General features: G+C 61.5%; 27 protein-coding genes and 1 pseudogene. 20 read left to right on the top strand and 8 right to left on the bottom strand.

Features of this window, described 5'->3' with window-relative positions:
* The first annotated feature begins 74 nt into the window (after positions 1-74).
* Positions 75-347, top strand: a complete 273-nt coding sequence (locus SIN04_RS17785; protein ID WP_134491367.1) for a hypothetical protein — start codon at positions 75-77, stop codon at positions 345-347.
* Between the two features lie 5 nt (positions 348-352).
* Here the strand turns inward: SIN04_RS17785 and mepA are convergent, their stop codons facing one another.
* Positions 353-1,273, bottom strand: a complete 921-nt coding sequence (gene mepA, locus SIN04_RS17790) for a penicillin-insensitive murein endopeptidase (RefSeq protein ID WP_134491369.1) — start codon at positions 1,271-1,273, stop codon at positions 353-355.
* Between the two features lie 166 nt (positions 1,274-1,439).
* Positions 1,440-2,087, bottom strand: a complete 648-nt coding sequence (locus SIN04_RS17795; RefSeq protein WP_341264111.1) for an invasion associated locus B family protein — start codon at positions 2,085-2,087, stop codon at positions 1,440-1,442.
* Positions 2,088-2,247: 160 nt separating this feature from the next.
* On the opposite strand from SIN04_RS17795, the gene SIN04_RS17800 reads away from it, so the two are divergent.
* From SIN04_RS17800 to SIN04_RS17810, 3 genes are all read left to right on the top strand, one after another.
* Positions 2,248-2,643, top strand: coding sequence for a DUF423 domain-containing protein (locus SIN04_RS17800; protein ID WP_244605881.1), 396 nt, complete (start codon positions 2,248-2,250; stop codon positions 2,641-2,643).
* 99 nt (positions 2,644-2,742) lie between these two features.
* A complete protein-coding gene (locus tag SIN04_RS17805) occupies positions 2,743-3,129 on the top strand; it encodes a response regulator (protein WP_134491373.1) in 387 nt (128 codons plus the stop codon).
* Positions 3,130-3,340: 211 nt separating this feature from the next.
* Complete coding sequence (locus tag SIN04_RS17810) at positions 3,341-5,254, top strand: AsmA family protein (RefSeq protein ID WP_341264112.1); 1,914 nt, start codon at positions 3,341-3,343, stop codon at positions 5,252-5,254.
* A 16-nt stretch (positions 5,255-5,270) separates the two neighbouring features.
* Here SIN04_RS17810 and SIN04_RS17815 read toward each other — a convergent pair whose 3' ends face one another.
* Entirely contained in the window at positions 5,271-5,960 is a 690-nt protein-coding gene (locus SIN04_RS17815) for a Crp/Fnr family transcriptional regulator (RefSeq protein ID WP_134491377.1), read from the bottom strand.
* A gap of 198 nt (positions 5,961-6,158) precedes the next feature.
* Between SIN04_RS17815 and SIN04_RS17820 the strand changes: the two genes are divergently transcribed.
* The 3 genes and pseudogenes from SIN04_RS17820 (at position 6,159) to SIN04_RS17825 (ending at position 7,823) form a co-directional block, all read left to right on the top strand.
* On the top strand, positions 6,159-6,878 hold the full coding sequence (locus SIN04_RS17820; protein WP_134491379.1) for a 2OG-Fe dioxygenase family protein: 720 nt from the start codon (positions 6,159-6,161) through the stop codon (positions 6,876-6,878).
* Positions 6,879-7,095: 217 nt separating this feature from the next.
* Positions 7,096-7,233: pseudogene (locus SIN04_RS20315) on the top strand (transposase); the annotation flags it as partial.
* Positions 7,234-7,259: 26 nt separating this feature from the next.
* Entirely contained in the window at positions 7,260-7,823 is a 564-nt protein-coding gene (locus SIN04_RS17825; protein WP_423136035.1) for an IS5 family transposase, read from the top strand.
* A 9-nt stretch (positions 7,824-7,832) separates the two neighbouring features.
* Here SIN04_RS17825 and SIN04_RS17830 read toward each other — a convergent pair whose 3' ends face one another.
* Together SIN04_RS17830 and SIN04_RS17835 are read right to left on the bottom strand one after the other, a co-directional pair.
* On the bottom strand, positions 7,833-8,279 hold the full coding sequence (locus SIN04_RS17830) for a 2Fe-2S iron-sulfur cluster-binding protein (protein WP_134491381.1): 447 nt from the start codon (positions 8,277-8,279) through the stop codon (positions 7,833-7,835).
* Between the two features lie 100 nt (positions 8,280-8,379).
* Positions 8,380-9,117, bottom strand: coding sequence for a type 1 glutamine amidotransferase (locus tag SIN04_RS17835; RefSeq protein WP_134491383.1), 738 nt, complete (start codon positions 9,115-9,117; stop codon positions 8,380-8,382).
* A 392-nt stretch (positions 9,118-9,509) separates the two neighbouring features.
* Here SIN04_RS17835 and SIN04_RS17840 point away from each other — a divergent pair, with 392 nt between their 5' ends.
* The 3 genes from SIN04_RS17840 to SIN04_RS17850 all read left to right on the top strand — a co-directional run bounded on the left by SIN04_RS17840 (position 9,510) and on the right by SIN04_RS17850 (position 12,953).
* Positions 9,510-10,286, top strand: coding sequence for an MOSC domain-containing protein (locus SIN04_RS17840; protein ID WP_166795985.1), 777 nt, complete (start codon positions 9,510-9,512; stop codon positions 10,284-10,286).
* A gap of 206 nt (positions 10,287-10,492) precedes the next feature.
* Entirely contained in the window at positions 10,493-11,467 is a 975-nt protein-coding gene (locus SIN04_RS17845) for a DUF5996 family protein (RefSeq protein ID WP_341264113.1), read from the top strand.
* Positions 11,468-11,582: 115 nt separating this feature from the next.
* Positions 11,583-12,953 carry an L-serine ammonia-lyase gene (locus SIN04_RS17850; RefSeq protein ID WP_341264114.1) on the top strand — a complete coding sequence of 457 codons (1,371 nt, stop codon included), beginning with the start codon at positions 11,583-11,585 and terminating at the stop codon, positions 12,951-12,953.
* A gap of 18 nt (positions 12,954-12,971) precedes the next feature.
* On the opposite strand, the gene SIN04_RS17855 is transcribed toward SIN04_RS17850, so the two are convergent.
* Positions 12,972-14,024, bottom strand: a complete 1,053-nt coding sequence (locus tag SIN04_RS17855; RefSeq protein WP_134491389.1) for a hypothetical protein — start codon at positions 14,022-14,024, stop codon at positions 12,972-12,974.
* A 108-nt stretch (positions 14,025-14,132) separates the two neighbouring features.
* Complete coding sequence (locus tag SIN04_RS17860; RefSeq protein WP_134491391.1) at positions 14,133-15,119, bottom strand: MBL fold metallo-hydrolase; 987 nt, start codon at positions 15,117-15,119, stop codon at positions 14,133-14,135.
* Between the two features lie 185 nt (positions 15,120-15,304).
* Between SIN04_RS17860 and SIN04_RS17865 the strand changes: the two genes are divergently transcribed.
* Positions 15,305-15,910, top strand: a complete 606-nt coding sequence (locus SIN04_RS17865) for a nitroreductase family protein (protein ID WP_134491393.1) — start codon at positions 15,305-15,307, stop codon at positions 15,908-15,910.
* Positions 15,911-15,924: 14 nt separating this feature from the next.
* Here the strand turns inward: SIN04_RS17865 and SIN04_RS17870 are convergent, their stop codons facing one another.
* A complete protein-coding gene (locus tag SIN04_RS17870; RefSeq protein ID WP_134491395.1) occupies positions 15,925-17,307 on the bottom strand; it encodes a PLP-dependent aminotransferase family protein in 1,383 nt (460 codons plus the stop codon).
* A gap of 363 nt (positions 17,308-17,670) precedes the next feature.
* Between SIN04_RS17870 and SIN04_RS17875 the strand changes: the two genes are divergently transcribed.
* The 9 genes from SIN04_RS17875 to SIN04_RS17915 are packed head-to-tail and all read left to right on the top strand — an operon-like array spanning position 17,671 to position 25,474.
* Positions 17,671-18,153: an MSMEG_0572/Sll0783 family nitrogen starvation response protein gene (locus SIN04_RS17875; protein ID WP_134491397.1), complete on the top strand. Its 483-nt coding sequence runs from the start codon at positions 17,671-17,673 to the stop codon at positions 18,151-18,153.
* 32 nt (positions 18,154-18,185) lie between these two features.
* The gene (locus SIN04_RS17880; protein ID WP_134491399.1) at positions 18,186-19,235 is read left to right on the top strand and encodes a Nit6803 family nitrilase; all 1,050 of its coding nucleotides are present in this window, start codon (positions 18,186-18,188) and stop codon (positions 19,233-19,235) included.
* On the top strand, positions 19,165-20,280 hold the full coding sequence (locus SIN04_RS17885) for an MSMEG_0568 family radical SAM protein (RefSeq protein ID WP_134492647.1): 1,116 nt from the start codon (positions 19,165-19,167) through the stop codon (positions 20,278-20,280). Before SIN04_RS17880 ends, SIN04_RS17885 begins: the two co-directional genes overlap by 71 nt.
* Positions 20,277-20,819 carry an MSMEG_0567/Sll0786 family nitrogen starvation N-acetyltransferase gene (locus SIN04_RS17890; RefSeq protein ID WP_134491401.1) on the top strand — a complete coding sequence of 181 codons (543 nt, stop codon included), beginning with the start codon at positions 20,277-20,279 and terminating at the stop codon, positions 20,817-20,819. The genes SIN04_RS17885 and SIN04_RS17890 overlap by 4 nt, the downstream gene beginning before the upstream one ends.
* Entirely contained in the window at positions 20,819-21,796 is a 978-nt protein-coding gene (locus SIN04_RS17895) for a sll0787 family AIR synthase-like protein (RefSeq protein WP_134491403.1), read from the top strand. The genes SIN04_RS17890 and SIN04_RS17895 overlap by 1 nt, the downstream gene beginning before the upstream one ends.
* A complete protein-coding gene (locus SIN04_RS17900) occupies positions 21,793-22,956 on the top strand; it encodes an MSMEG_0565 family glycosyltransferase (protein ID WP_134491405.1) in 1,164 nt (387 codons plus the stop codon). Before SIN04_RS17895 ends, SIN04_RS17900 begins: the two co-directional genes overlap by 4 nt.
* Entirely contained in the window at positions 22,949-23,236 is a 288-nt protein-coding gene (locus SIN04_RS17905) for an MSMEG_0570 family nitrogen starvation response protein (RefSeq protein ID WP_134491407.1), read from the top strand. The genes SIN04_RS17900 and SIN04_RS17905 overlap by 8 nt, the downstream gene beginning before the upstream one ends.
* A 47-nt stretch (positions 23,237-23,283) precedes the next feature.
* Positions 23,284-24,555 (top strand): MSMEG_0569 family flavin-dependent oxidoreductase, encoded by a 1,272-nt coding sequence (locus tag SIN04_RS17910; RefSeq protein WP_134491409.1) that lies wholly within the window; start codon positions 23,284-23,286, stop codon positions 24,553-24,555.
* Between the two features lie 34 nt (positions 24,556-24,589).
* Positions 24,590-25,474 (top strand): Pnap_2097 family protein, encoded by an 885-nt coding sequence (locus SIN04_RS17915; protein WP_244605883.1) that lies wholly within the window; start codon positions 24,590-24,592, stop codon positions 25,472-25,474.
* The last annotated feature ends 18 nt before the right edge of the window (positions 25,475-25,492 follow it).

Raw genomic sequence — 25,492 nt, forward strand, 5'->3', positions numbered from 1 at the left:
TTTGGCGTTGTTCTATTCGCGTAATATTTGGGGTCTAGACAGCGGGACGGCGCGTATGACCTTTGGAGCGTTCGATGCGTTTTATTAAAGTTCTTACGATTGGCTCGATCTTCAGCCTTGGCGTTGCGGGGGCGGCGATGGGCAATCCAATTTCAGCGAAACCGGATGTCGCTGATCGCACGGGGGTGGTCACGACGGCGGTCTACGGCGCGGCGAATGAGGCCCCGATCGTTTCGGGGCGCAGCGCCGCCATGCATCGCAAATCCAAGATGCACCATCTGATGGTCAAGCCGGCGGCGCCTCTCGAGGCGCCGCTTGCAGGCGATATCGCGCCTGACAATAACTGACCGCGCTATTTTGCGTTGAGAACCGTTCTGCATTCGGTCGGAAGCTGCGCCAATGTGATTGGCGGCTTCGGCCGTTGTGGCCTCGGCAAGGGATGCAATACGGCGTCCGAGAACCAGTAGGCGAGCGAGGCGTCGCAGCCGTCGCCCGGGGGGACGGGGTCCTGCTCACGGCAGGCCTGCTCTCCTGACGGACAGACGAGGCGGATGTGGAAATGGTAGTCATGTCCGTAATAGGGGCGTACTTTATTCAGCCATGAGCGATCGCCGGTCGCCTCGCGGCAAATCGCTTTCTTGATCGCCGCGTTGACGAAAATACGCTGCACTTGCCGGTCTTGCGCGGCCGCCTTGACGACCTCAAGATCATCCTGCGTCCATTTCGAAGGATCGACGTCGAGTCGGTCCGGCCGCACCACATTGATCGCCGTCATCTCCTCCCGCTCAGAACGCGTCAACTGGCGCGCCGGCATCGGCGTGAGCCAGACGTCAGCGTCGAGGCCGACTTGATGCGAGGCATGCCCCGTGAGCATAGGGCCGCCGCGCGGCTGCGACATATCGCCGACGAGAATTCCAGGCCAATGGCTGACGGTCGGCACCTTGCGGGCAAATCGTTCCAGAAAGGCGAGCAGGGCCGGATGGCCCCAGTTGCGGTTGCGCGAGAGCCGCATCACCTGCCAGGCGGGTCCATTGACGGGCAGGGGCTGGCCTCCGGCGAGGCAGCCGCGCGAATAAAAACCGATGGTGCGCGCTGCGAGGGGCGCCGGTGTGGTCTCGCGTCCGAATAATTCCTTGGCTGGAGTTGCCGGATCGTTCGGATGGGCGAGGGGAGGAAGAGCGACGGGTTCGAGCGAACCTCTGTCCTGCGCCAGAGCCGCCCGCATCGGCCAAATCGCGCAAAGGGCGGCCAGTAAAAGCAGAGGCGATCGCATTGAAGCTCCCCGATAAACCGGCGCTTTCAACAAGGTCCGTCCGGGGTCGGCCGAATCGACGCGCGATTTTATATTGAAATCGGGGCACGAAGGTTTTTTTGAGGACAAGCGGAACGCCAAGCGCGTGATCGCTTCAAATTGAAGCGATCACGCGTGTTCCCTGGTGCTAACGTTTGGCCAACGCATCGAGGGCCTGGTCCAGCCCTTTGAACGATAGCTCGACGGGCACAGGCTTGCCGCTTGGATCGGTGAAAGTGATCTGGCCGGGCTTGGTCTGTCCGCGGAACGCCTGCATCTGCTCGGCGGTCAGCTCCAGTTGGGCGAAACAAGCGGCCTGGATGCAGGTCTTGAACGGAATATTGAGATGAGGCTTGGCGGCGTCGGCGACGACCTCGACGCCGGGCGCGATGGTCACATTGACCGGCACGAGAATGATGAGCCGCGTTGTTTTCTCTTCGCTCTTGGCGTCCTTGTCCGGCGTCGCTTTGTCCGCCGGCTTGTCCTTGTCCGCGGTCTTGTCGGGCGCTTGCTGGTTCTTGGCTTGTTTCTCAGCCTGTTTCACGAGGCGTCCGAACGCAACCTGCGCGATCGGCCCGGTCTGTCCCGGCAGGACGATCGCGGAATCGACCTCGCAGGCGCGCTCGCCGCTGCCGGGGTCGACGCCGCATCGCAAAGTCCATTGGCCGAATGTCGTCGCCGTGGGGGCCGGAGGCGCCGCTGGGGCGGGAGGCGCCGTTGTTGCGCGCGTTTCCGCGATTGCGGCGGCGCAGGAGCCAAGCAACGCGCTTATCGCCAGTATCAGGGTCTTTCGCATGGTCAGCCTCAATGTGAGGATCGGAGTTATAGGGAGGCCAGCGCCCGAGGCAAGCCAATATTTGGCGGTCGCAGACGCCGGAAAGCGGAAACGGCGCATTTGATTTTGGCGCGCCGTCTCCGTAAGCAGGGGCTCGTCGATTGGCAAACCAAGGCCCACCGTGACGGCTCCGAAAATCCAACAACTCGCCTTGATCGCCGCCGCTTTCGCAGGCGTGGCCGGCGCCGCCGGCGTGATCCTGTCGGCGGTCTCCGCGCACCTGTCGGCAGGCACGCTGCTGACGACCGCCGCCAGCTTCCTGCTGATCCATGCCGTCGCCACGCTGGCGCTCGCAGCCCTCGCCTTAGCCGCGCCCCGTCGCGGCGGCTGGTTCCTTTGCGGGGCGGCGCTGTTTCTTTTCGGCAGCATGCTCTTTTGCGGTGATCTCGCCTTTCGCGCGCTTTTGGGCGTCAGACTTTTCCCCATGGCGGCGCCAATCGGCGGCTCGGCCTTGATCCTCGGCTGGCTATCGTCCGCCGTCGCCGCGCTGGCGGCTCTCGCGTCAAAACCTGCCTGAATAACCCTCAAGAAATGAACAAATCGTGACCATTTGTGATTCTCTGGACATTAGGGATCGCTCAAGGCAAAGTCAGCCTCCCAGAAACTAGGTCTCAAGATGACGCTTGCGTGCGCTGGCGATCCGCCATCCAAGAGGATTTTGATCGTCGAGGACGAGCCTTTCGTCGCGCTCTCGCTTGTCGACGCTTTGTCTGAGCTGGGTTTTGACGTCGCGGGCTGTTTCGGCGACGTCAGCGCCGCGATGGACTTCATTGGCCGGGAACACATTGACGGAGCGCTTCTCGACATCAATCTCGGTTCGGAGCGGATCGACCCTGTGGCCGATTTGCTGGCGCAGCGGTCGTGTCCGTTCATTTTCACCACCGGCTTCGGACTGTCCGACATCCCGGCCGCCTATGCGGACAGAGCGATTTTGCAGAAGCCCTTTGGCACCGCGGATCTTGTCTCGATGCTGGACAAAGTGTTTGGCGCCGTTGGCCACTAGACCTTCTCGGGCGCTTTCGGAACCCGCGCGCCATTATTCGAGTTTCGAGCAGGCCCTTTGATCGAAAACGGGTTGCTGAGAGCCGAAAATAGGCCCAGGAGGGCGTATTTTTTGCCTTCTTCGTGACATAGTCGAAGGCCACAAGCTTGTTTTCGCGGGGTGTGCGGGCGAAGCGGCCGGCCGGACGAGAGCTTGAGGGCGCCTGAAAGCCATGGCTGAAGTGGCGACGACTGCTTCCCTTTCCCCGCAACCGCCGCGCAGGCAGGTCACGAGATGGATCGCGGCCTTCGGCTTTCTCGCCATTTTCCTCGGCATGACGGTCGCCGCCGTTCCATGGCTGTTTTCGACGAATGTGCTGCGCAATGAGATCATCGCGCAAATCCGGCGCATGACCGGGCTCATTGCGATATCACAAGGCCACGCCGTTTTCGTTGTTTTGCCGCAGCCCCACATCAGCATCGACAATATCCGTTTCGCCGACCCGTCCGGCGCACTGCGCATCGACGCTGCTTATCTCAAGGGCTATCTGCGCGTCGCGGCGCTTCTGCAGGGGCGGCTCGAGATCGCGTCGGCGACCCTTGGCGAACCTGAGATGGTGATCAATCTCGACGGTCATCCGATGCCTTCCGACAGCGCGATCGGGCGCGCCGCGAATGCAAAATCATCAAGCCCGCAGGCGACATCCGCCGATGAGGCGCGGCTTGGAGTGGTGTCATTGGTTGATGGCAGCGCCCGGCTGACGTCGAGCCTTGGCGATGGGGATCTTTGGATCGACGCGATCAATGTGACCCTCGACTGGCGCAAATTGGGCGCCGCCGCGAATCTCACCGGGACAGCGCGTTTTCGGGGACAGAGCGCCGATATCGCCGCCATCGTCGATCATCCGACGGATTTGATGCGCGGCGAACAGTCCGCGCTGAGCCTCAAGGTCAACGGGCCGGCATTGTCGCTCTCAGCCGAAGGCAATCTTGCAAGCGCGCCGAAGGCGCAATTCACCGGGCGCATTTTCGCCTCCGCTCCGTCGCTGCGCAAACTGGTCGAAACGGGGGGATATTTTGTCGAGCTGCCGGCTCCTTTCCAGGATTTCGCCCTGACCTCGGACGCCAGCATCGGCGCGTCAGGCGCCAGTTTTTCAAATCTGCGCCTTCAGCTCGACGGCAATGCCTATGAGGGCGCTCTCGCGGTCATGATGGGGCAGGCCAAGCCGATTCTTTCCGGCACGCTGGCGACGAGCGATTTGTCCTTGCGGCCCTTCCTGGCCAATCTGTCTCCGGCGCTCGGGCGCGACGGGCAATGGAGCCATGACGCTTTTGATCTCGACGAAGAGAATTTCGCCGACGTGGACCTGCGGGTCTCCGCGGCCCGCCTCGCGCTGCCAGGGATCGAACTGGAGGACGCCGCATTTTCCCTGATGAACCAGAAGCAGCGTCTCGACATCGCCTTGATCGAGGCCAGGGCCTATCAGGGGAGCGTCAAGGGACGCGCATCTTTCGCCAAGACCGGCGCCGGGCTCGCCATGCACGGCAGCGCGGTTTTCTCCGGCGTCGACGCCGCCGGGGTGTGGCCGAACTCCATCGAATCGTGGAAAGTCGAGGGCGCGCTGACCGCCGCGGGCAATGTCGAGAGCACGGGCGCCAATATGAGCGAATTGATGCGCAATCTCAACGGCCATGCACAGATCGCGCTGGAGCGCGGCCAAATTGGGGGGATCAATCTCGATCAGGCTTTGCGCTGGATCGACACGAGGCCGCTGGGGCTTGCCGATGATATACGCTATGGCGGCACTGGCTTCGATGAACTCGGTTTCAGCCTTCGCATCGCCAAGGGCGTCGCTGAAATCGAGGATGGGCGGATGCGCGGCCGGAACCTTGCCCTCGGCTTCGGCGGCTCCATCGACATTGGCGAGCGCGCGCTCAATGTCCATGCGACCGCGACGACCGCCGGCGGCGAGGTTAAGCCTGGCGCCGAACGACCGAAATTTTCCTTCGACCTCGCGGGCTCGTTTGACGATCTCGCTCTCATTCCGGACGCGCGAAGCTTGATCCGGCAGTCTGGCGCGGCGGCGCCCCTGTTTTCCAGCGCTCCCGACGGCGTCAAACCGACATCCTCAGTTGAGGCGCATTGACCCAAGGCTGCGCGGGTCAGCCGCCTTCGCGCATCGCTTCGGCTAGACGCGCTTCCAGGACGCCAGGCCGGACGAGAACGAGGGCGCCGCGGGTTTTCTCTATGAGGCCCTCCTGAGCCAGAGCCGAGAGTTCGCGCGTGACCTGCTCGCGCCGGCAACCGATGCGCGCCGCCAGAACGTGATGGAAAGGCGGCGGCGTCACTGCTCGTTCCGTCGGCCTGCCGGGGCGCGGATGCGCCATGCGCAACAGTTCAGAATAGAGGCGGTGCTTCAGATCGAAGATCGAATGTTCGGCGAGCCTTGCGTTCAGCTCGCGAATGCGGCCGGTCAGCAGCCGCAAGATGCGGTCGCAAGCCGTCTGCGAGGCGAAAATGACCTCGCGGAACACATGGGCCGGCATGATGCAGAGTTCCGACTTCGTCAAGGCGGTCACATTGGCCGAGCGTTTAGCGCCGTCGATCGCCGTCATTTCGCCGAAGAACTGGCCGGCGCGGCTTTCTCCGAGGATAATCTCCTTGCCGGCGACGGTGCGGATCAGGACCCGCACTTCACCGGCGACGATGAAATAAACATCGGATGATTCGTCTTCGTAATCGACGACGAGTTCGCCATCGTCGAACCGGCGCCACAGACAGAGCCGATCAAAACGCTCGAAGTCGAGATCGGCGACATCCTTGAAAAATGGTAGGCGCGCGAGGGTCTGCATGGCTTGCTCGAATCAGGAAAGGAGCTTTCGTATCATTCAGTTCAGCTTTGCTGAAACAATCGCCGCTGTCGCCGAATTTCGCAATTCCGCCAAAGCATAACTTGGTCAGAGGGGCTTCGACCGTTAAATAGCTGATTGCAACGGCTGATTGAATGAGCGAAGCGCTTTCTTGCTCCCATTTAAAGAAAAACCTGCCTGATGAACGCAAATCTTCAACTCATCGCCGAATCTCTCAAGCTCGACGGCTTCGCATTCGCGCAAGCCAAACAGATGGAGGCTGCGCTGCGCGAGGCTGGCCTCACCGATTGGGACAGCTTTGCGCAAAGCTGGAACGATCTCGGCATCGATGGTTACATGGCCGATGGAGGGCGCTATCGCCGCCGCCGCTACGCCGCTTTCGCCGCCGCGCAGAGCGAAATTACGCGCAAGCCGCACCAGCCCCATTATCAGAGCCGGGATTATAATCCCTTGAATGGAGGGCTTGAGCGCTGGTTTGCGCCGGTGACGAGCGCAATCGGCGCCCATCCGGCCATGCGGGCGATCCTGCGCGCCTGTTTCGATCTCTTCGACGGTTTGACGCCAGCCGACGCCAAGCCTGCGGCATGGCACGTCGAAATCCATCAATTCCGAATCGAAGCGCGCGCCGGCGAGCACGGACTGCCAACGCCCGAGGGATTGCACCGGGATGGCGTCGACTGGGTGCTCGTTTTGCTGGTTGCGCGCGAAAACGTCGCCAGCGGCATGACCTCGATCCACGATCTTCTGAAACAAAACATCGGCAATTTCACTCTGACGCAGCCGATGGACGCCGCCTTCGTCGATGATTCGAGGGTCTATCACGGCGTCACGCCGGTCGAGCCTCTCGATCCTTCGCGTCCGGCTTATCGGGATGTGCTCGTCGTGACCTTCCGCCGCTAGAGCGCTTTCCGATAGAATGGATCATTCGATCGATCAGAAATCGCTCCAGATTCAAAAGCTTGAGCATATTCCTTCCGATCAGATCGACCGATCTGATCGGGATATGCTCTAGGCTCAGGACCTATTAATTTGCTTGCGGAGATGGCGAACGATTGATTCATTGGAGGCGCCGGGAGGTGCTTTGATGAGTGATCTGTTTTGGCTGTCGCCGGCGCAGATGCGCCGTATTGAACCTTACTTTCCGCTGTCGCATGGGGTTGCGCGGGTCGATGATCGGCGTGTGATCTCGGGGATTATCTTCGTGATCCGCAACGGACTGCGCTGGCGCGACGCCCCGAAGGACTACGGCCCGCATAAGACGATCTACAACCGCTTTATCCGCTGGAGCCGGCTTGGCGTGTTCAACCGGATCTTCGCCGAGCTGGCGGCCAAGGGCGGCAAGCCCGACCGGCTTATGATCGACGCCACGCATCTCAAAGCCCATCGCACGGCGGCAAGCCTGCTCAAAAAGGGGCTGTTCCCAGACGTATCGGGCGCACCAAGGGCGGCCTGAACTCCAAGCTTCACGCGGTCTGCGATGGCCAGGGCCGCCCACTGGTGATGCTGCTGAGCGAAGGCCAGATGAGCGATTACAAGGGCGCGGCCCTGATGCTTGGCGCCTTGCCGAAAGCCAAGGCCATGCTCGGCGACAGAGGCTACGACGCCGGCTGGTTCCGCAACGCCCTGGCCGAACGCGGTATCGTCCCCTGCATCCCGTCGAAGGCGAACCGCAAAATACCGATCAACCACGACCGCACGCTTTACTGTCAGCGCCACAGGATCGAGAACATGTTCGGCAAGCTGAAAGACTGGCGCCGCATCCACACCCGCTACGATCGATGCGCACACACCTTTTTCTCCGCAATCTGCATCGCCGCAACCGTCATCTTCTGGATCAATCAATGAGTCCTGAGCCTAGTCCGGTTCCGATTTGGGCCGTTGCGGCCTTTCGAGCGTGCGGATTTCGAGACCGCCGATCGCGGCCGTCAAGGCGATCTGGCACGATAGCCGATCGTCTTCGTGCGGGTTGTCGATATAGCGCAGCACGCTTCGTTCGCCCCGGCCTGATGGCGTGACGCGAGCGCGCCAGCCTTTGTCGATTCTCACTCTGCATCCGCCGCAACAAGCCCGTCCATTGCAAACGGGCATGACGTCTGCCCGCGCCCGCATCAGGGCGTCGAGCAGGCGTTCGCCCGCAAATCCCTCGATCGGCTGCGCATTTCCGGCGCTATCCCAAAGGATCAGCGAGATCGTCAGCCGCGCGTCGTCGGCCGCGTCAATCGCTTCGGTCGAAGGAGAGAAATTATCCATAGGGACGCACCCGGAGGCGATCATGCCGTTTTGGCGGTCAACCTCATGCATGATCCAGTCCAGCGCCGCCGCCGCGGATCGTCCGACGCACAAGCGGCGATGCGCAGCTTGCGGGGAAAGCCGTCACGTCACACGCATCGGCCCTGGAAAGTCAGACGCGCTGCCGCTGCGGCGCCCCGGCGACGATATTGCCCAGATTCTCGCTGATGAGACGCGCGGATGCGCTGAACGCCGCCAATTTAGGCGCTATCGTTTCCCCAAGGGCGGCGGCGTTCCGCGCGCCGATCGCCTTCTCAAGGCTCTCTTTATACTCCGGAATCTGTTCCCATTCGCCGACGGCGCTTGCCTCCACCTCAGTGTGAAACTGCAGGCCATAGGCGTGCCGCCCCCAGCGGATGGCCTGCGCCGGGCAGGCCGAATTTCCGGCGAGGATCGTCGCTCCTTCGGGAAGGCGGGATACCTCCGCGCCATGCCACTGAAAGGTCTCAAAGCCCGGGGCGAACCCTTGAAACAGCGGATCGTCCTGGCCGTTTGGCGTCAGGTCTATCTGCGCGAGGCCGACTTCGGGCCGCGCCATGAGGCTGACCTTCCCGCCAAGCGCGGCGGCAAGAAGCTGGTGGCCGAGACAGATGCCGAGATAGGGACGCCCCAAAACCCGCACCCAATGACGGATCGCAGCCTTTTCGCGGACGAGCCACGGATGGGTTCTCTCCTGCCACACGTCCATCGGTCCGCCCATGACGGCGAGAAGGTCGAAGCCGTCGAGAGCCGGGATCGTCTCTCCGGCGTCGAGTTCGACCGTTTCCCAGTCGTGTCCGGCTTCAGTCCACAACGCGCGGAAGATACCGGGATGCTCGACAGAGAGATGTTGAAACACCAAAATACGCATCATAAATCCTCAGAAGCAGCTTAAGATTCTGAAGTCTTGTTCGCAGACTCTAGAGTCTTGTTTGAAGGTCGCGGATCCGCTCTGCTCGAGGTTGAAAGCCGCGCGCGCCAGTGATTTTTTGAATAAAATGGTCGCCCTCCCTCCGTTCGTCGTTATAGGCCGCGAGCCTTGCTGCGCGGCCGCTCATCAGCCCGAAGCAAGATATGAGCCGGCTACTCTCTCTGTAAGAATTGATTTATATTCCAGAGAAAATTTAGAATTTCTCATAATGCGAGCTGGCGTCAAGCGAGGCCCCCCATTTGGTGGCGCCGCTCATGCAAGTAACTGAGCGGCCGGCTGATTGAGGCTCGACGTTTGGCGTCGCGCCGCCGAGGGGTATGGAGCGCATGGGAATGGGGAAGGTTTCGGGTCTTTATCGATATCCTGTCAAGGGCTTTACGGCGCAGCCGCTGACGGAAGTGGCCGTCATGCCGGCGGCCGGATTTCCAAAGGACCGGTTTTACGCCTTCAGCAAGGGCACGCTTCAGCCGAGCGATTATGAGGCCGCGCCCCGTCCGAAAACCGATTTTCTGATGCTGCTGTTGCATGAACAATTGGCGAAGCTTGATGCAAAATTCGATGATGGCGGTGATGATCGCCTGTTGCTCTCAATGGGCGGCAAGCCGTTGTTCAGCGGTTCGCTGACCCAGGCCGAGGATGTTGAGCGTCTTGAGCAATTCATCGCGGCTTTCATGAACGGCAAGGTGTCGGGACAGCCGAAACTGCTGCGTATCGAAGGGCGCCAGTTCACTGATGTGGCGGTGACGAGCGAAGCCATGATGCGGGCGGTCTCGCTGATCAATCTGAAGTCTGTGCGCGTTCTTGAAGAGGCTGTCGGCGCGCCGGTCGATCCGTTGCGCTTTCGCGCCAATATTTACTTCGAAGGCGACAACCCCTGGGAGGAATTCGACTGGATCGGCAAGGAGGTTCGCATCGGTCCCGCCGGGGCCGTCGGCGTTTTGCGCACGAAGCGCTGCGGCGCGACCAACGTCAATCCAGCGACGGCGGAGCGTGACCGCAATCTGCCCGCGGCCCTCGTTCGCGCCTTCAATCATCCGGACATGGGCATCTATGTCGAAATGAAAGAGGGCGCCGATATCACTCTTGGCGACGTCATCACTCTCGCTTAGAGCATATTCCGATCAGATCGGTTCGATCTGATCGACAAGGATATGCTCAAGTTTTTGAATCTGGAGCGATTTCTGATCGATCAAATGACTCCATTCGATCGGAAAGCGCTCTAGGGTTAAGCGATCGGGCCCTTGCGGGAATGGCGGCCCTCGTCATCTGCAGCTTTTGAACGGACGGTCGCGCAGCGGTCGTCGATTGAGGTTTTATGGCGCAGCCTGGAGACGTTTTGGACGCTTCGAACGCATGGCCCGAGCTTGACTACGCGGCCGGCCGGGAGACCTATGAGACGCTGCATCTGTTGACGCAGATCGTCGGCAAGATCCGGCTGTCGCGAACGCCCTGGCTCAATCACTCCTGGCATGTGACGCTTTATGCCTGCGCGCGAGGGTTGACGACTTCGCCAATCCCCTACGGCGAAGGCGCGTTCGAGATCTGCTTCGACTTTATCGCGCACCGGCTGATCGTCGAGACGAGCGATGGCCAAAGGTGGCATATGCCGCTCCGGTCTTCGACCATCGCCGATCTTTATGCGACGCTCATGGCGGGGCTCGCCGGCTTGGGCGTCCGATTGGCGATCAATGAAACGCCGAACGAACTCCCGGACCCGATCCGCTTCAATGAAGACCGGCTGCACGGCCATTATGATCCAGATCAGGCGCATCGCTTCTGGGAAGCGTTGCTGCGCATTGATCGTGTCTTTAAGCTGTTTCGCACCGGTTTTCTCGGCAAATGCAGCCCTGTGCATTTCTTCTGGGGCAGTTTCGATCTCGCCGTGACGCGCTTCTCCGGGCGGCGCGCGCCGCTGCATCCGGGCGGCGTTCCCTATCTTCCCGACAGCGTCGTGCGCGAGGCCTATTCGCATGAGGTGAGCAGCGCTGGCTTCTGGCCGGGCGGCGGCGGAATCGATTATCCAGCGTTCTATTCCTATGCCTATCCGGCGCCGCCCGGCTTTTCCTCGGCTGTCCTGCGTCCGCAACGGGCGTTTTTCAGCACAGACTTGCAGGAGTTCATCCTGCCTTACGACTGCGTGCGAACGGCGCCTGCACCGGACGAGGCTTTGCTGCAATTTCTACAGAGCACTTATGATGCGGCCGCCGTTGGCGCGGCATGGGATCGCGCTTCGCTTGAATGCGGGCCCGGGGAAATCGGGCGTCCCCGCGCGATCTCCGCCCCGCTTTGAGGGCGCCCGCTTTCAACGGCGCCTGCCTCAAAACATGGCGATTTCCCTGGCTTCCATTATCTATATCCCAAGACCGCGGCGTCCGGCTCAGCGGCGGCGCTGATGGATTGGCGGCATGATCAGCATTTTCGAATTGTTCAAGATAGGCATCGGGCCTTCGTCTTCGCATACCATGGGGCCGATGAAGGCGGCGGGCGCCTTTGTCCAGTCTCTCGCCGAAGCCGGCGATCTCAACGCCGCCGCTCGCGTGCGGGTTGATCTTTATGGATCGCTCGCCTGGACCGGCAGGGGACATGCGACGGACAAGGCCGTCATTCTCGGCCTTGCCGGGGAGAGGCCCGAAACCATCGATCCCGATCGCGGCGACGCGCTTGTCGCCGCAGCCGCCAAAACGCACAGCCTGCCGCTTGGCGGCGTAAGGGCGGTCGCCTTCGACGCGACGCGCGACATTGTTTTCGACCGGATGAGCGAAACGCCGCATCATCCCAATACGCTACGCTTCAGGGCTTTCGACGCGGAAGACAAGCCGCTGGCGGATGAGCGATGGTGTTCGATCGGCGGCGGTTTCGTCGTTCGCGAAGAGGACATGGAGACGCCGCCGGTCCAGACGGTCAAGGTCCCCTATCCCTTCGCCAACGCGGCGGAGCTTCTTGATATCGGCGCTGCGACCGGCCTTGCCATCGCAGAGATCGTCGAGGCCAATGAATGCGCCTTGCGGCCGCGGCAAGAGGTCGAACGGAATCTTGCCGGGATCATCGAGGCCATGATGAATTGCATCGATCGCGGCCTCAGATTCGATGGCGAATTGCCGGGCGGTCTTCGCGTGCGCCGTCGCGCCAAGATGCTGCTTGCCCGCTTTGAGGCGGACCGCCTCAACAATCAGCGCCCGCCCCATGAAATCATGGATCGGATCAGCCTATTTGCGATCGCCGTCAATGAAGAAAACGCCGCGGGCGGACGCGTCGTCACGGCGCCGACGAATGGCGCGGCGGGCGTCGTCCCAGCCGTGCTGCGCTACTATCGCGACTATTGCCCCGGCGCCTCGGAGGCGGGGATGCGCGCCTTCCTGCTGACGGCCGCGGCGGTCGGCGCGCTCTTCAAGATGAACGCCTCGATTTCCGGCGCCGAAGTCGGTTGCCAGGGTGAGGTTGGCGTCGCCTGCTCGATGGCGGCGGCGGGTCTTGCCGCGGCGCTTGGCGGCAGCAATGAAAAGATCGAGAACGCCGCCGAGATCGGCATGGAGCATCATTTGGGCATGACCTGCGATCCGATCGGCGGCCTCGTCCAGATTCCGTGCATCGAGCGCAACGCCTTCGGCGCGGTGAAGGCGGTCAACGCGGCCTCGCTGGCGCTGAATGGCGATGGCGTCCATCGGGTGTCGCTCGATCAGGTCATCGCAACCATGTATCAGACCGGCGCCGACATGCAGACGAAGTACAAGGAAACCTCGCAAGGGGGCCTTGCCGTCAATTTCACCGAGTGCTGACCCGCAGGGCGGCGCCGCTCATGACGCGGCCGCCGCCTCGTCGTAGGGGTTGTCGATCATGGGCTTCATCGGCGTGCCCTGAAGATCATCGCCCTTGCGGAACATGTCGCGGTTCTGGAATCCGCTCGCGCCCTTCGCGTCGCGCAGTTTCTCGATTTCCTGCTCGCGTCCCTCGAGAAACTTGCTCCATTTATTATGGTCGCTAAGAAATTTGTCGGCGGTCGTTATGAACTTTTCTTCGTGGTTGAGGATCGCTATGGGGCTCAACGGAACGCCGAACATCAAAAGGGCCCACAAAAATGCAGTCATGTTGTGTTGCCCCGGCTTGTAGTGCCCGCTGTCGGTCCGAATTCCGAGGATGCGGCCGCTTCTGATGAGGATCGTGCCGGCCATCATAACCCGCGCGCCGGAGGTATATGATGAATGAAATCTGAACTCGGCCTTGTCCTGTTTCGTCATATAGAGTTCGCGGTCGAGCGTCATGATGAAGCCGGAGTAGCTCGGGGTTTGGCCTCCCATCTCCATTCCTCTCTTCATCTCGACATAGCCGCGATAGGACCAGGCGAGCTCCCTCTTGAGGCTCCTGGAGTTTTCCCACCACGGAACCTGGTAGGCGAGCGTGTCCTTGAACCAGACGCGGTATCTTGCGCGCTCATCATCGCTGAAAGGCTTCATCGGCGCGCTCTGATCGGTGGCATGGCCGCCTGCGCTCATGCCAAGGCCAACGAACTCCTTCAGCGCATTGGAAAGCTCGACGTCGGTCTGAACGACGAAGGCCAGCTTGAGCAGCTTCACGATCGCCGCGAACAGATTCATCATCGCGGGATATCGCCCCTTCTCGCATTTCTTGTTGCCGGAGTGGAGGCTCTTTACCCAAAAGTCGATGGTGAGAAAAAGGTCGCAAAGGATGAGGCTTTGGCGGGGGAGATCCAATCCGGCCGTGTGGTAGTCTTCGACCAGCTGATCGATCCGCATAAGGATGATGTCCTGCTTCCTTACCGCGAAAGTCACGTTGGAATCACGCATCCAAAGGTTGAGGGATGGAACGTCTTTATATTCAACTGGGTTCATGACGCTGTCTCCTTTCACGGAACATCTCGCCGCTCGCGGCGGATCTGAAAGGATAGAAGCGCAAATTCGCGGCCCCGCATGTGGGCGATCCCACATGTCGGCGGCAAGTCAGCCGGCCGTGTTTTCCCACACCTGCCCCGGACGCAGGGCGATGAAGCGCCGCGGCGCGATGGCATAGGCCTCAAGGGCCTCGGTCAGCGCTTTTTCTGGGGCGTCATGGTTTTCGTCGCTAAGATGGAAGGTTCCCCAATGCACGCCGAGCGCCTGACGCGCGCCGCAGTCGCGCATGATCTTCACGGCCTCCGCCGGATCGACGTGCTGCGGCGCCATCAACCAGCGCGGCTCATAGGCCCCGATGGGGATGAGCGCTACCGCGGGCGAGCCGAATCTCTTGCGCACGCCACGAAAGATGGAGCCATCGCCATAGCCCGTGTCGCCCGCGATATAGACAAGGCCGGCCGGCGCCTCGAGCGCGAAGCCGCCCCAGAGCGCCATGCGGCGATCGCGCAGGCCGCGGGCGGACCAGTGGTCGGCGGGCGTGATCGTCGCCACAACATGAGGCGACAGAACGAAGCGTTCGCCCCAGTCGCCGGTCGAGACCGCGATATTTGGATCCGCGATCTGGATCACACGGTCGTTGCCGAGCGGCGCCACGATGAGCGGGCGATGCGCGCGCCAAAGCCGGATCAGGGTCGCGACATCCAGATGGTCATAGTGATTGTGCGTCACCAGCACGACATCGATCGGCGGCAGATCGTCGAAGGCGATGCCTGGAGCGTTAAAGCGCCTCGGCCCAGCGAAGGAGAAGGGGCTCGCGCGCTCCGACCAATGCGGATCGACGAGGATATTGCAGCCGGCGGCCTGGATCAGAAAAGACGCGTGGCCGACCAAGGCGATGCGCAATGTTTCGACCCGCTCCGGCGGGCGATCCTTGTAAGGACTCGGCACGCCTTGCGGCCATTTCGCTTTCTGGCCGTTCAGCCGCCACCGCAGCAGCGCGCGCAGAGGCGGCGTCTCGCGGCGCCGGCCCGGATTGAAGAAGCGTTCGCCGTCGAAATGATCTGAAGCCGGACCTTCGTAATAAGGATTGGGCATAGAATGGTCTCCGGGGCGCAGTTGCGGGCGAGCGAGGCTCTCTTCACCCAACCATCATTTCCTAAAACCGGATGCTGGTCTTCGGATAAAATAATGCGATATCAGACAATGCAACTTGGCTTGGTCTGGATCCAATTCAAAAACAACAAGTTGCGATCATAGAGGAAGGTTGGGGAAAGCGCGTCATGACGATCGAAGCTCGTGCGGAGGAAGGCCTGCTCGCCCTGCTCGAAAGCCGCCGCTCGGCGGGTGGCGGCCTGATCGGGGAGCCGGGGCCAAATGAGGGCCAGCTTCGCCGCCTGCTGACGATCGCCGCCCGCGCGCCGGATCATGGCGTGCTCGAGCCCTGGCGCTTCATCGTCATTGAGGGCGACGCCCGGGCGCAAGCGAGCGAAAAGCTGGCTGAATGCTACCTGGCCGAGAATGCGGCGATGGAGCCTGGCAAACTGCAGAAATTCGCCGCCATCATGGCGCGCGTCTTCACATCGTCGCCGGTCGTAGTGATCGTCGTGAGCCGGACCGACGGGACCGCGAAAATTCCCGTCTTCGAGCAGGAATTGTCCGCCGGAGCGGTTTGCATGAATCTTCTCACCGCAGCGCATGCGATGGGGTTCGCGGCCAATTGGGTGACAGGCTTTGCGGCCTCGAGTCCTCGCGCCCGCAAGGTCCTCGGCGCCGCGGAAGACGAAAAAATCGCAGGCGTCATTTTCATAGGAACGGCGAAAGAAAAACCGGCGGATCGCAAACGCCCAGACGTCGATGCGATTACCACAAGGTGGCGCAACCTCTGACGACGTGTGCGCTCCTAAAGAAATGTCGAGGCGAGCGCAGGGGATTCTTGCAGCGCATGCGCCATGAATTCGAGCGCGTTGCGGATGTCGGTGCGCCGGGTCGGGCCGCCGAGGCAGACCCGCACAGCTTCCGGCGGCGCCCCATCGACCGTAAAGGCGTCGCTCGCGACAATGCCGATGCGCGTTGACCGCATATGCTCGGCGAAGGCCGATCTCGTCCATGGCTTCGGCAGTGTCAGCCACAGATTGAAACTCATCGGGTCGGCGCGAAACGCGCCTTTTGGCAGCAGCTCGGTCGCAAGGGCCTGGCGCGCCGCTGTCTCCGTGCGGATGAAGCGCAAGATCGCGTCGGCCGCGCCGTCTTCGATCCAGCGCGTGACCAGCGCGACTGTGAGAGGCGAGGCCATAACGCAGGAGGCGCGCACCGACGCGGCAAAGGGCCATCCAGAGCGCGCGTCTGGGGTCAGGACATAGGCCGCGCGAAGACCGGCGCCAATGCACTTCGACAGGCCGGCGACGTGCCAGGTGAGGTCCGGCGCGATCGCCGCGAAGGGGGCAGGGCCGCGCAACGGAATGAAGCCGTAGGCGTCGTCCTCGACGATCGGCACGCCGAACCGCCGGGCGACGGCGGCGATGGCGGTGCGGCGCGCTTCCGGAATCGTCAGCGTCGTCGGGTTTTGCAGCGTCGGATTGAGGTAGAGCGCCTTTGGCTTCAGCCGCGCGCAGGCCTGCGCGAAGGCGTCCGGATCGACGCCGTCCTCATCCATCGCGAGGCCGTGCAGATTGACGCCCAGTTGCGCGGCGATCGAACGCGCGCCCGGATAGGTGATCGCCTCCGAGAGGATTGTTTCGCCGGGCTTGGCGAGGATGCCAAAGATTGCGAGCAGGGCGGGATGGGCGCCGGGCGTCACGAAAAGGCGCTCATGTGACGGCACCAGAGCGCGCCGCCCGAGCCAGTTCGAGGCTGCGTCCTTATCGGCGGGCGAACCGCCAAAGCCCTGATAGCGCAGCAGCGGGACAAGATCCTGCGAGACGGCCTCGACGCCTGCGCGCATGCGCTGGATGAGATCGGGGTCGTCGGGTTCGGGAGGCAGATTCATGGAGAGATCGACGAGGTCCTGCCGCGCCAGCCCGGCGGATCGTTGCGGCTTCGCCCTGGCGCTGACGAAGGTGCCTTGGCCGACCCGCGACTCGATCAACCCGCGCTTTTGCGCTTCGACATAGCCGCGGGCCACGGTGGTGAAATCGACGGCGAGGCGGCTCGCCAGCTTACGTTGAGGCGGCAGCCGGTCGCCGACGGCGAGCCGACCGGTTTTGAGATCGTTCGCGATGACGTCCGCGATCGCGAGGTAAAGCGGTTTATCGCTGCCGCTCAGATCAGGCGTCCAGTCAGGCATGCTGCCACATCTTTCTTGCTCTTGGGCCAAGAATTGATTCAATCCGAAAGATTGACTGTATATCGCTAAGGATCCTCACGCATCAGATTTTTGTGTGCTTCCGGTCTATCCATTCATTTCAGCCACCTGCCTCGCGGGAAATATTTAGGCGCCATCTCCTAAAACAGAGGCATTGTGCTCAATTCCCATCGCCAGCTGTAAATGCAAAAAATGATAATTGACGGCATAATTGACTGTAAAATGACTATTTTTATGCACTTTTGAGCAAGCCATTCAATTGGCACATCAGTTGCTATCATATTCTCGTAAGCAGCCCGGATGTGGCGCTACCAATCCAGTCAATATACCCCGTAGGAGTTCGCAATGCCAGCAGTCACCCTGCCCGCCCATCAAAAAGGCGATGTCTTTGTCGACTATGAAGAGAAGGTTTTTGAAGACGTTCAGGCGCAGCCCGGCGAAAAAGCTCTCGTCACTTTTCATACCGTCGCATTCGAAGGATCGATCGGCTTCGTCAATCTGCTGCAAGCGACGCGCCTCAAGCGCAAGGGCTTTGACACCTCGATCCTCCTTTATGGTCCGGGAGTGACGCTCGGCGTGCAGCGGGGCTTCCCCAAAATCGGCGACGAAGCTTTTCCCGGCCATCAGAACTTCAACAATCAGATCACGAAATTCATCGCCGAGGGCGGCAAGGTCTACGCCTGCCGCTTCGCCCTGCAGGCCCTCTACGGCCATGGCGAGCCCTCTCTTATCCCCGGCATCAGGCCGATCAATCCGCTTGACGTGCTGGACCTCGTGCTTCTGCACCGTCGCGACAACGCTTTCATCCTCGACACCTGGACGCTGTGACGCGCGAGCGCTTGAGCAGAGGAGAAACAGCGATGGCCGAGAAGAAACTGGTCCGCGTCGCGGCCGTTCAGATCGCGCCGGACCTCGAGACGCCGACCGGGACGCTGGACCGCGTCCTGGCGGCGATCAACGAGGCGGCGGAAAAAGGCGCAAAGCTCGTGGTCTTCCCCGAAACCTTTGTGCCCTGGTATCCTTACTTTTCGTTCGTCTTCCCGCCGATGCTGACTGGAGCCGAACATGTGCGGCTCTATGAGAACGCCGTTACCGTTCCCGGCCCCGTGACGGAGGCGGTCGCCGCGATGGCGCGGCGCTGCGGCGTCGTCGTCGCGCTCGGGATCAATGAGCGCGACCATGGATCGCTCTATAATGCGCAATTGATTTTCGACGCCGACGGAACGCTGCTGCTCAAGCGGCGCAAGATCACCCCAACTTTCCATGAGCGGATGATCTGGGGGCAGGGCGACGGCGCGGGGCTCAAGGTCGTCGATACGGCGGTCGGCAGGGTTGGCGCTCTCGCCTGCTGGGAACATTACAACCCGCTCGCCCGCTATGCGTTGATGGCGCAGCATGAAGAGATTCACGTCGCGCAGTTTCCGGGCTCACTGGTCGGGCAGGTCTTCGCCGATCAGATCGAAGTCACCATCCGTCATCATGCGCTCGAAAGCGGCTGTTTCGTCGTCAACGCGACGGGTTGGCTGAGCGAGGAGCAGATCGCAAAAATATCGCCTGATGAAAAGATGCGGCGTGGTCTCCGCGGTGGTTGCATGACGGCGATCATCTCTCCTGAAGGCGCGCATGTCGTTCCTCCTCTGACCTCGGGGGAAGGCATTCTCGTCGCCGATCTCGATATGAGCCTCATCGTCAAGCGCAAACGCATGATGGATAGCGTTGGCCATTACGCGCGCCCCGAACTGCTGAGCCTCAAACTCGACAACCGCCCGGCGACGCCGGTGGAGACCACGACATCGTTCGAAAACCCTTGTGCACCCGGGAGTGAATTCGATGGAGCAGATGATTGCAGCCGCGATCTCGACGGAGCAGTTGATCAACGAGTTGCAGTCCTGCGGGGTGCGTCTCGTTGATCCCAAGGCGGGCGCCGACAGCCGTCGTGGGGGCGCAGGCCCTTCCGATCACAAGGCGCTGACCATCGGCGGCGTAACGGTGATGGCGCCGGTGCATACCGCGCCCGCGTTCGAGAGCCCCTATCTCGTCGAAAAGCCCGACGCCTTCGGCGTCAGCCGCATCCTGCGCGATGGGTTCGCCATCGCTGAAGCGTCATTCCCCTCGCAGCCGCGATTCTACGCGTTGCAGACCGCCGATGGCATACCCTATTCAAAGATCGCCGTACTGCACGGACGCGACGTGCTGGCGACGACGGTTCTGCAAAGCTGTATTCGCTATCAGAGCCGCACGAAAACCTGCCAGTTCTGCGCCATCGGCCAGTCGCTCGCGGCCGGCCGGACGATCGAGCGAAAGAGTCCGGCTCAACTCGCAGAAGTCGCGAAGGCGGCGGTCGAACTCGACGGCGTCAAACATATGGTGATGACGACCGGAACGCCGGCGACTCCCGATCGCGGCGCTGCGATTCTCGCCGAGAGCGCCGCGGCCGTCAAAGCCGCCGTCGCTTTGCCGATTCAGGCGCAATGCGAGCCGCCGGATGACGATGTGTGGTTCGCGCGCATGAAGGAGGCCGGCGTCGATGCGCTCGGCATGCACCTCGAAGCCGTGACGCCCGAAGTCCGCGCGAGGATCATGCCAGGCAAGGCGCAGGTCCCGCTCGATCGCTACGTCTCGGCGTTTCAGGCCGCTGTCCCGGTGTTCGGCCGTGGCCAGGTCTCAACCTACATCCTCGCCGGCCTCGGCGATGCAAAGGAGGCGATCCTTGCGATCTGCGAAAAGCTTGTCGCCATCGGCGTCTACCCTTTCGTCGCGCCTTTCGTGCCGATTTCCGGCACGCCGCTCGAGAGCCACCCGACGCCTGACCCTCAATTCATGCATGAGATTTTGCGCCCGCTCGCCGCGATGCTCGTCGCCGCCGGCATGCAATCGGAGAAGGTCAAGGCGGGCTGCTCCAAATGCGGCGCATGCTCTGCTCTTTCAGCCTATGAGCGAGGGATTTCGGCATGATTCTCGAACCCTTCGCTCCCTTTGTCGCCAGCGCCTTTCAAATCAAATTCGCAACCCGGCCTTGGGAGAAGCGAGGCGCCCATGCGTTGCGTCGCGCTGTCTTTTGTGAAGAGCAGGGGATCTTTGAAGGCGACGACCTCGACGCCATCGATGAGACCGCAATCCCGATCGTTGCGATCTCCCTGTTTGGGGTCGCGGCCGACGCGGTGGTTGGAACGGTGCGGATACACGAAAGGCAAGCCGGCCTATGGGTCGGCTCTCGGCTCGCGGTCGCAGTCAATTATCGCCGTGTCGGAATGCTCGGCGGTTCGCTCATCAAGCTTGCCGTCTCATCAGCCCATGCGCGCGGATGCGTGCGCTTTCTTGCAGACGTCCAAAGCCAGAACGTCCTGCTCTTTCGCCGCATGCATTGGCGCACAGTCGAGGAAGTCGTTCTGCACGGAAGGCCGCATCATCGCATGGAGGCCGATCTCTCCTTCTATCCGCCCTTCGTCGACGCCGAAACCGGCTTTCATTCTCTGGCGAGAAAGGCTGCATGATGGAGCGCTTCGATCTCGCCGCGCTCGCCGTGACGCTGCGCGCCGGCGCCGGTCTCAAAGCCAAACAGGACATAGGCATGGTCGCCACGAAGCTTGGCGTCAACGGCGGCTCTATGATTGCGGTCGGCGATGATTGCGCTGCGATCCCAGACGCTGATGGCTTTCTGCTGCTCGCGATCGAAGGCTTCATGAATGAATTTGTCGCGCGCGACCCGTGGTTCGCGGGTTGGTGTGGCGTCATGGTCAATGTGTCCGACGTTATCGCCATGGGCGGCCGCCCGATCGCCGTCGTCGACGCGTTTTGGGCCAATGGCGAGAACGAGGCCGATCCGGTGCTCGCCGGGCTTCGCGCGGCGTCTGAGGCTTATGGCGTGCCGATCGTCGGCGGCCACACCAATATCAACACGGATCGCGGGCAATTATCGGTCGCAATCCTTGGCCGGGCAAAACGCCTTCTGACCAGTTTCGACGCGAGGCCGGGCGATCGCCTCGTCGCTGCGATAGATCTGCGCGGAGCCTATCGCGAGCCTTTTTCCAATTGGCAGGCTGCGCTCGGCGCGCCGCACGAGCGGTTGCGCGGCGACCTCGAAATCCTCCCCGCCATCGCGGAGGGAGGGCTTGCCAAATCCGCAAAGGACATCAGCCAGGGTGGGGTCGTTGGAACGGCGGCCATGCTGGCGGAATGCTCCGGCGTCGGCGCCGTGATCGACGTCTTCTCGGTCCCGAGGCCTTCGGGCGTTTTTCTGGAGCGCTGGCTCACCAGCTTCCCGAGCTTTGGCTATCTCCTCTCTGTTACGCCTTGCAACCTTGAAGTGGTCCTCGCCGCCTTCGCCGCGCGAGGGATCGCCGCCGCCGACATTGGTGTCGTGACGGAGGAGCGGCAGCTGAGAATCGCCGACGGAACGTCGACGCAAACGATCTGGGATTTCACCGAGCGGCCATTGATCGGTTGCGCGATCGAGGAGGCGTTGGCATGAGCCGCACCTCTTCCCTCCGCATCGCCATATTGGCGCATTCGACCAATCCGCGCGGCGGCGTCGTCCACGCGCTGGAGCTCGCAGATGCATTGGTCGCTCTCGGACATGAAGCGGTCGTCCATGCGCCAGACTCTAAGGGCAAAGGGTTCTTTAGACGGACGGCGTGCGGGACGGTCTGCGTTCCCGCTTCGCCTGTGGGCTCGGACACCACAGAGATGGTCAAGGCGCGCATCGGAGATTACGTGCGTCATTTTGAAAATAAGGACCATCGGCAATTTGATGTCTTCCATGCGCAGGACGGCATTTCCGGCAATGCGCTTGCTACTTTGAAAGAGCGCGGTCTGATCCAAAGAATCGCACGCACCGTCCATCATGTCGATCATTTCGAATCCGCCGCCCTGATGGATCTACAGGCGCGCGCGATCCGCGCCGCGGACATGCATTTCGTCGTCAGCCGCAAATGGCGCGACTGGCTCGCAGAGCGGTTCGGCGTCGATGCGAAAATTATCGGCAATGGAGTCGACATGACCCGGTTTCATCCGAGGCCTGATGATCGCGACCGCGTACTGCGCAAGCGACTCGGCCTTGGGCGCGGTCCCGTGGTCCTTTGTATTGGCGGGATCGAAGCCCGCAAGAATACGATTGCGAGTCTTGAATCTTTCCAAGAGGTTCGTCGCGTTCATCCGCATGCGCAGCTCATCATCGCGGGCGGCGCATCATTGCTCGATCACGGCGCCTATCAACAAAGCTTCGCTGACGCGCTGGCGTCGAATGGCTTGCCGGCGAATACGGTCGTCTGCGCGGGTCCGTTAGCGCAAGATGACATGCCAGCTCTCTACCGCATCGCGGATGTGCTGGCTTTTCCTTCGCTGAAGGAGGGCTTCGGCCTTGTCGTGATTGAAGCGATGGCGAGCGGCGTTCCTGTCGTTGTTTCGAAAATCGCGCCTTTCACCGAATATCTTGGCGCAGATGACGTCGCCTGGTGCGATCCGCACGACACCGCTTCGATCGCACGCGCCATCCTCGCCGCTCTTTGCGAGCCTTTGCGCGGTCGCCTCATCGCCGCGGGCCTCGAAATCGCGCCAAAACATGACTGGCGACATACGGCGCGCGCGCATCTTGCCGCCTATGAAAGACTGACTGAGGAATCCTATGCCTGAGATGTATTTTCGCATCCGCTGGCCGGATGGCGCGACAGAACGCTGCTATTCGCCCTCGCTCGTAATCAAGGACCATTTTGAGGTCGGCAGGCGGTATTCTCTCGATGACTTTCTCGACCGGAGCCGCATCGCGCTACGCATCGCGAGCGATCGCGTGCAGGCACAATATGGCGCGCCCTGCTCGCGCGCGCTCGGTCAGCTCGCCCGCATCGAAAAGCAGGGCGCCCAGTTCGCGACGATTCGGGACGCGCGCGTCGTCATCGAAGCATTCGAAGAGTGAAGATTTCTCAAAAATCGAACGAACAGATCAATCAAGGAGTTACTCCAATGAGTTCCAGACTGCCCTCCCATCGTTCCGTCGTCGTCATCGGCGGCGGCCAGGCCGGCCTGTCGGTCAGCTACTTTTTGAAACAGCATGGCGTTGATCATGTCATTCTCGAAAAGAGCCGCATCGCGCATTCATGGCGCACGCAACGGTGGGACAGCTTTTGCCTCGTGACCCCGAATTGGCAGTGTCAGCTTCCGGGGCGCCCTTACGCCGGCGCGGAGCCGAACGGCTTTATGAAGCGCGAAGAGATCGTCGCCTATGTCGAGGATTACGCGAGGAGGATCGAGGCGCCTGTCGAGGAAGGCGTCGCAGTGAAGCGGCTGGGGCGCGATGCGCGCGGCGGCTTTGTGGTGGAAACCAGCGAGGGAGGGATGACGGCGGATGCGGTGGTCCTCGCGGTCAGTGGTTATCATACGCCAAGCATTCCGCGCAGCGCCGAGCGCGTCGATCCAGCGATCAGGCAGATTCATTCCTCCGCCTACAAGAACGCCGACCAATTGCCGGAAGGCGACGTGTTGGTCGTCGGCTCAGGCCAGTCCGGCTGTCAGATCGCGGAAGATCTGCATCTTGCCGGGCGCAAGGTGCATCTTGTCGTCGGAAGCGCTCCGCGTTGTCCGCGCGTCTACCGCGGCCGCGATTGCGTCGATTGGCTGGCTGATCTTGGACAATATGATTTGCCGGTCGACGATCATCCTTTGAAGGAAGGCGTACGCAAGAAGGCGAACCACTATCTCACTGGGCGCGACGGCGGACGGGACATTGATCTGCGGCGGTTTGCAAAGGAAGGCATGTCGCTCTATGGCCGCCTCAAGGACATCGAGTCCGGCCGGTTGTTGTTCGCAGATGATCTTGCCAAGAACCTCGATGGCGCCGACGCTGTCTACAATGGAATTTGCGGCCTCATCGACAAGCACATCGCCGAAAAGAGCATTGATGCTCCCCCCGGCCGTCACTATAAAGCTGTGTGGCGCCCGAGCAAAGCTCTGACTGAATTGGATCCGGTGGCGGGAGGCGTTACGAGCATCGTCTGGGCGACCGGATTTCGATCGAACTGGTCATGGATAGATCTGCCGATTCTCGACGCGTCAGGCTATCCGGAACATCGGCGCGGCGTCACGAAGGAGGAGGGGCTTTTCATCATCGGGCTGCCGTGGCTCTACACATGGGGCTCTGGGCGATTTGTCGGGGTTGGAGGCGACGCTGAATTTTTGTCGCATCGCATTGATGAGCATCTGCTCGCCATTAAGCCCCGGCTGCGGGCGGCGTGTTGAATTCGCTCAAATTAATCCGACGGAGAAGACGCCGGTGAACTGCATCCTGTCGGCGCGATCGGCGCCGTTCGACGTTTTTGAAACGGCGGCGATCGAAGCCCCGCCGACGTTGCTGCTCGGAATGCCGCATCTGAGCTTAAAGGGCCTATCGGAAACATGGCTGCTGAAAGAATGCGGGCATCGCCATTGGCTGATGATCGCCGCCGCAGCAGGGCGCGCCCTTCCCGATTTTCGTGACGCGGATGGTGAGCCTGTCTATGCCGCCTTTTGCGCCGCGACGATCCGGAACGCAAAATTCGGCGTCATGGGCGAGAATGACGAACTCGCTTTTTCGTCCGATCTCGCGCGGATTTCAGGCGCGCAATTTGTCAGCCTCCACCGGCTGAGCTGCGATGGGCGCGTGGTCGGCGAGGTTGAACTCGTCTCTGTTTTCGTCAAACGGCGGGAGCAGGGCAAGAATCGCTCGATCGCGCGGGTTTCGCTCGAAGGCCTTCCTCCTATCAAGAAGAGCGAGGGGTTCGATCGCGCCGCCGGCGTCGCGGCCATGATCAGATCTGATCGCTGGAGCGCGCATTTCGGATTTGAAAAAGCGAAAGGACGATGTGAGGCGCAGCTTCGCGTTAGGCCTTGCCCTTCGCAGGATTTCAACGGCGCCGGGTTTCTTTACTTCGCCGCCTTCCAGTCTTTCGTCGACCGCGCCGAATGGGAGCTGTTGGAGGACGTCTCGGCCGTCCATTATATGACGATTGATCGCGACATCATCTATCACGGCAATATCGAGCCGGGCGAGCGCATCGTGTTACGGCTGCTCAGCCAGCGCAAGGAGGACCATGTTCTGGCGCACTGGTTTGAGATCGCGCGGGAAAGTGACGGCGCAAGGCTCGCGGATGTATTTACGCGGCGTGGGCCTCATGACTGAGAGAAGCTGGCGGCTATG

The sequence above is a fragment of the Methylocella tundrae genome, from assembly GCF_038024855.1.
GTDB lineage: Bacteria > Pseudomonadota > Alphaproteobacteria > Rhizobiales > Beijerinckiaceae > Methylocapsa > Methylocapsa tundrae.

Bases quoted from the DNA above. Each gene is read 5' to 3' on its own strand.
- SIN04_RS17860 (WP_134491391.1), bottom strand. From the start codon at position 15,119: ATGCCCAATCCTTATTACGAAGGTCCGGCTTCAGATCATTTCGACGGC.
- SIN04_RS17905 (WP_134491407.1), top strand. From the start codon at position 22,949: ATGCCTGAGATGTATTTTCGCATCCGCTGGCCGGATGGCGCGACAGAA.
- SIN04_RS17820 (WP_134491379.1), top strand. From the start codon at position 6,159: ATGAACGCAAATCTTCAACTCATCGCCGAATCTCTCAAGCTCGACGGC.
- SIN04_RS17805 (WP_134491373.1), top strand. From the start codon at position 2,743: ATGACGCTTGCGTGCGCTGGCGATCCGCCATCCAAGAGGATTTTGATC.
- SIN04_RS17880 (WP_134491399.1), top strand. From the start codon at position 18,186: ATGGCCGAGAAGAAACTGGTCCGCGTCGCGGCCGTTCAGATCGCGCCG.
- SIN04_RS17875 (WP_134491397.1), top strand. From the start codon at position 17,671: ATGCCAGCAGTCACCCTGCCCGCCCATCAAAAAGGCGATGTCTTTGTC.
- SIN04_RS17885 (WP_134492647.1), top strand. From the start codon at position 19,165: ATGATTGCAGCCGCGATCTCGACGGAGCAGTTGATCAACGAGTTGCAG.
- SIN04_RS17795 (WP_341264111.1), bottom strand. From the start codon at position 2,087: ATGCGAAAGACCCTGATACTGGCGATAAGCGCGTTGCTTGGCTCCTGC.
- SIN04_RS17900 (WP_134491405.1), top strand. From the start codon at position 21,793: ATGAGCCGCACCTCTTCCCTCCGCATCGCCATATTGGCGCATTCGACC.
- SIN04_RS17815 (WP_134491377.1), bottom strand. From the start codon at position 5,960: ATGCAGACCCTCGCGCGCCTACCATTTTTCAAGGATGTCGCCGATCTC.
- SIN04_RS17785 (WP_134491367.1), top strand. From the start codon at position 75: ATGCGTTTTATTAAAGTTCTTACGATTGGCTCGATCTTCAGCCTTGGC.
- SIN04_RS17830 (WP_134491381.1), bottom strand. From the start codon at position 8,279: ATGCATGAGGTTGACCGCCAAAACGGCATGATCGCCTCCGGGTGCGTC.
- SIN04_RS17870 (WP_134491395.1), bottom strand. From the start codon at position 17,307: ATGCCTGACTGGACGCCTGATCTGAGCGGCAGCGATAAACCGCTTTAC.
- SIN04_RS17865 (WP_134491393.1), top strand. From the start codon at position 15,305: ATGACGATCGAAGCTCGTGCGGAGGAAGGCCTGCTCGCCCTGCTCGAA.
- SIN04_RS17910 (WP_134491409.1), top strand. From the start codon at position 23,284: ATGAGTTCCAGACTGCCCTCCCATCGTTCCGTCGTCGTCATCGGCGGC.
- SIN04_RS17835 (WP_134491383.1), bottom strand. From the start codon at position 9,117: ATGCGTATTTTGGTGTTTCAACATCTCTCTGTCGAGCATCCCGGTATC.
- SIN04_RS17845 (WP_341264113.1), top strand. From the start codon at position 10,493: ATGGCGCAGCCTGGAGACGTTTTGGACGCTTCGAACGCATGGCCCGAG.
- SIN04_RS17855 (WP_134491389.1), bottom strand. From the start codon at position 14,024: ATGAACCCAGTTGAATATAAAGACGTTCCATCCCTCAACCTTTGGATG.
- SIN04_RS17895 (WP_134491403.1), top strand. From the start codon at position 20,819: ATGGAGCGCTTCGATCTCGCCGCGCTCGCCGTGACGCTGCGCGCCGGC.
- SIN04_RS17890 (WP_134491401.1), top strand. From the start codon at position 20,277: ATGATTCTCGAACCCTTCGCTCCCTTTGTCGCCAGCGCCTTTCAAATC.
- SIN04_RS17850 (WP_341264114.1), top strand. From the start codon at position 11,583: ATGATCAGCATTTTCGAATTGTTCAAGATAGGCATCGGGCCTTCGTCT.
- SIN04_RS17840 (WP_166795985.1), top strand. From the start codon at position 9,510: ATGGGGAAGGTTTCGGGTCTTTATCGATATCCTGTCAAGGGCTTTACG.
- SIN04_RS17810 (WP_341264112.1), top strand. From the start codon at position 3,341: ATGGCTGAAGTGGCGACGACTGCTTCCCTTTCCCCGCAACCGCCGCGC.
- mepA (WP_134491369.1), bottom strand. From the start codon at position 1,273: ATGCGATCGCCTCTGCTTTTACTGGCCGCCCTTTGCGCGATTTGGCCG.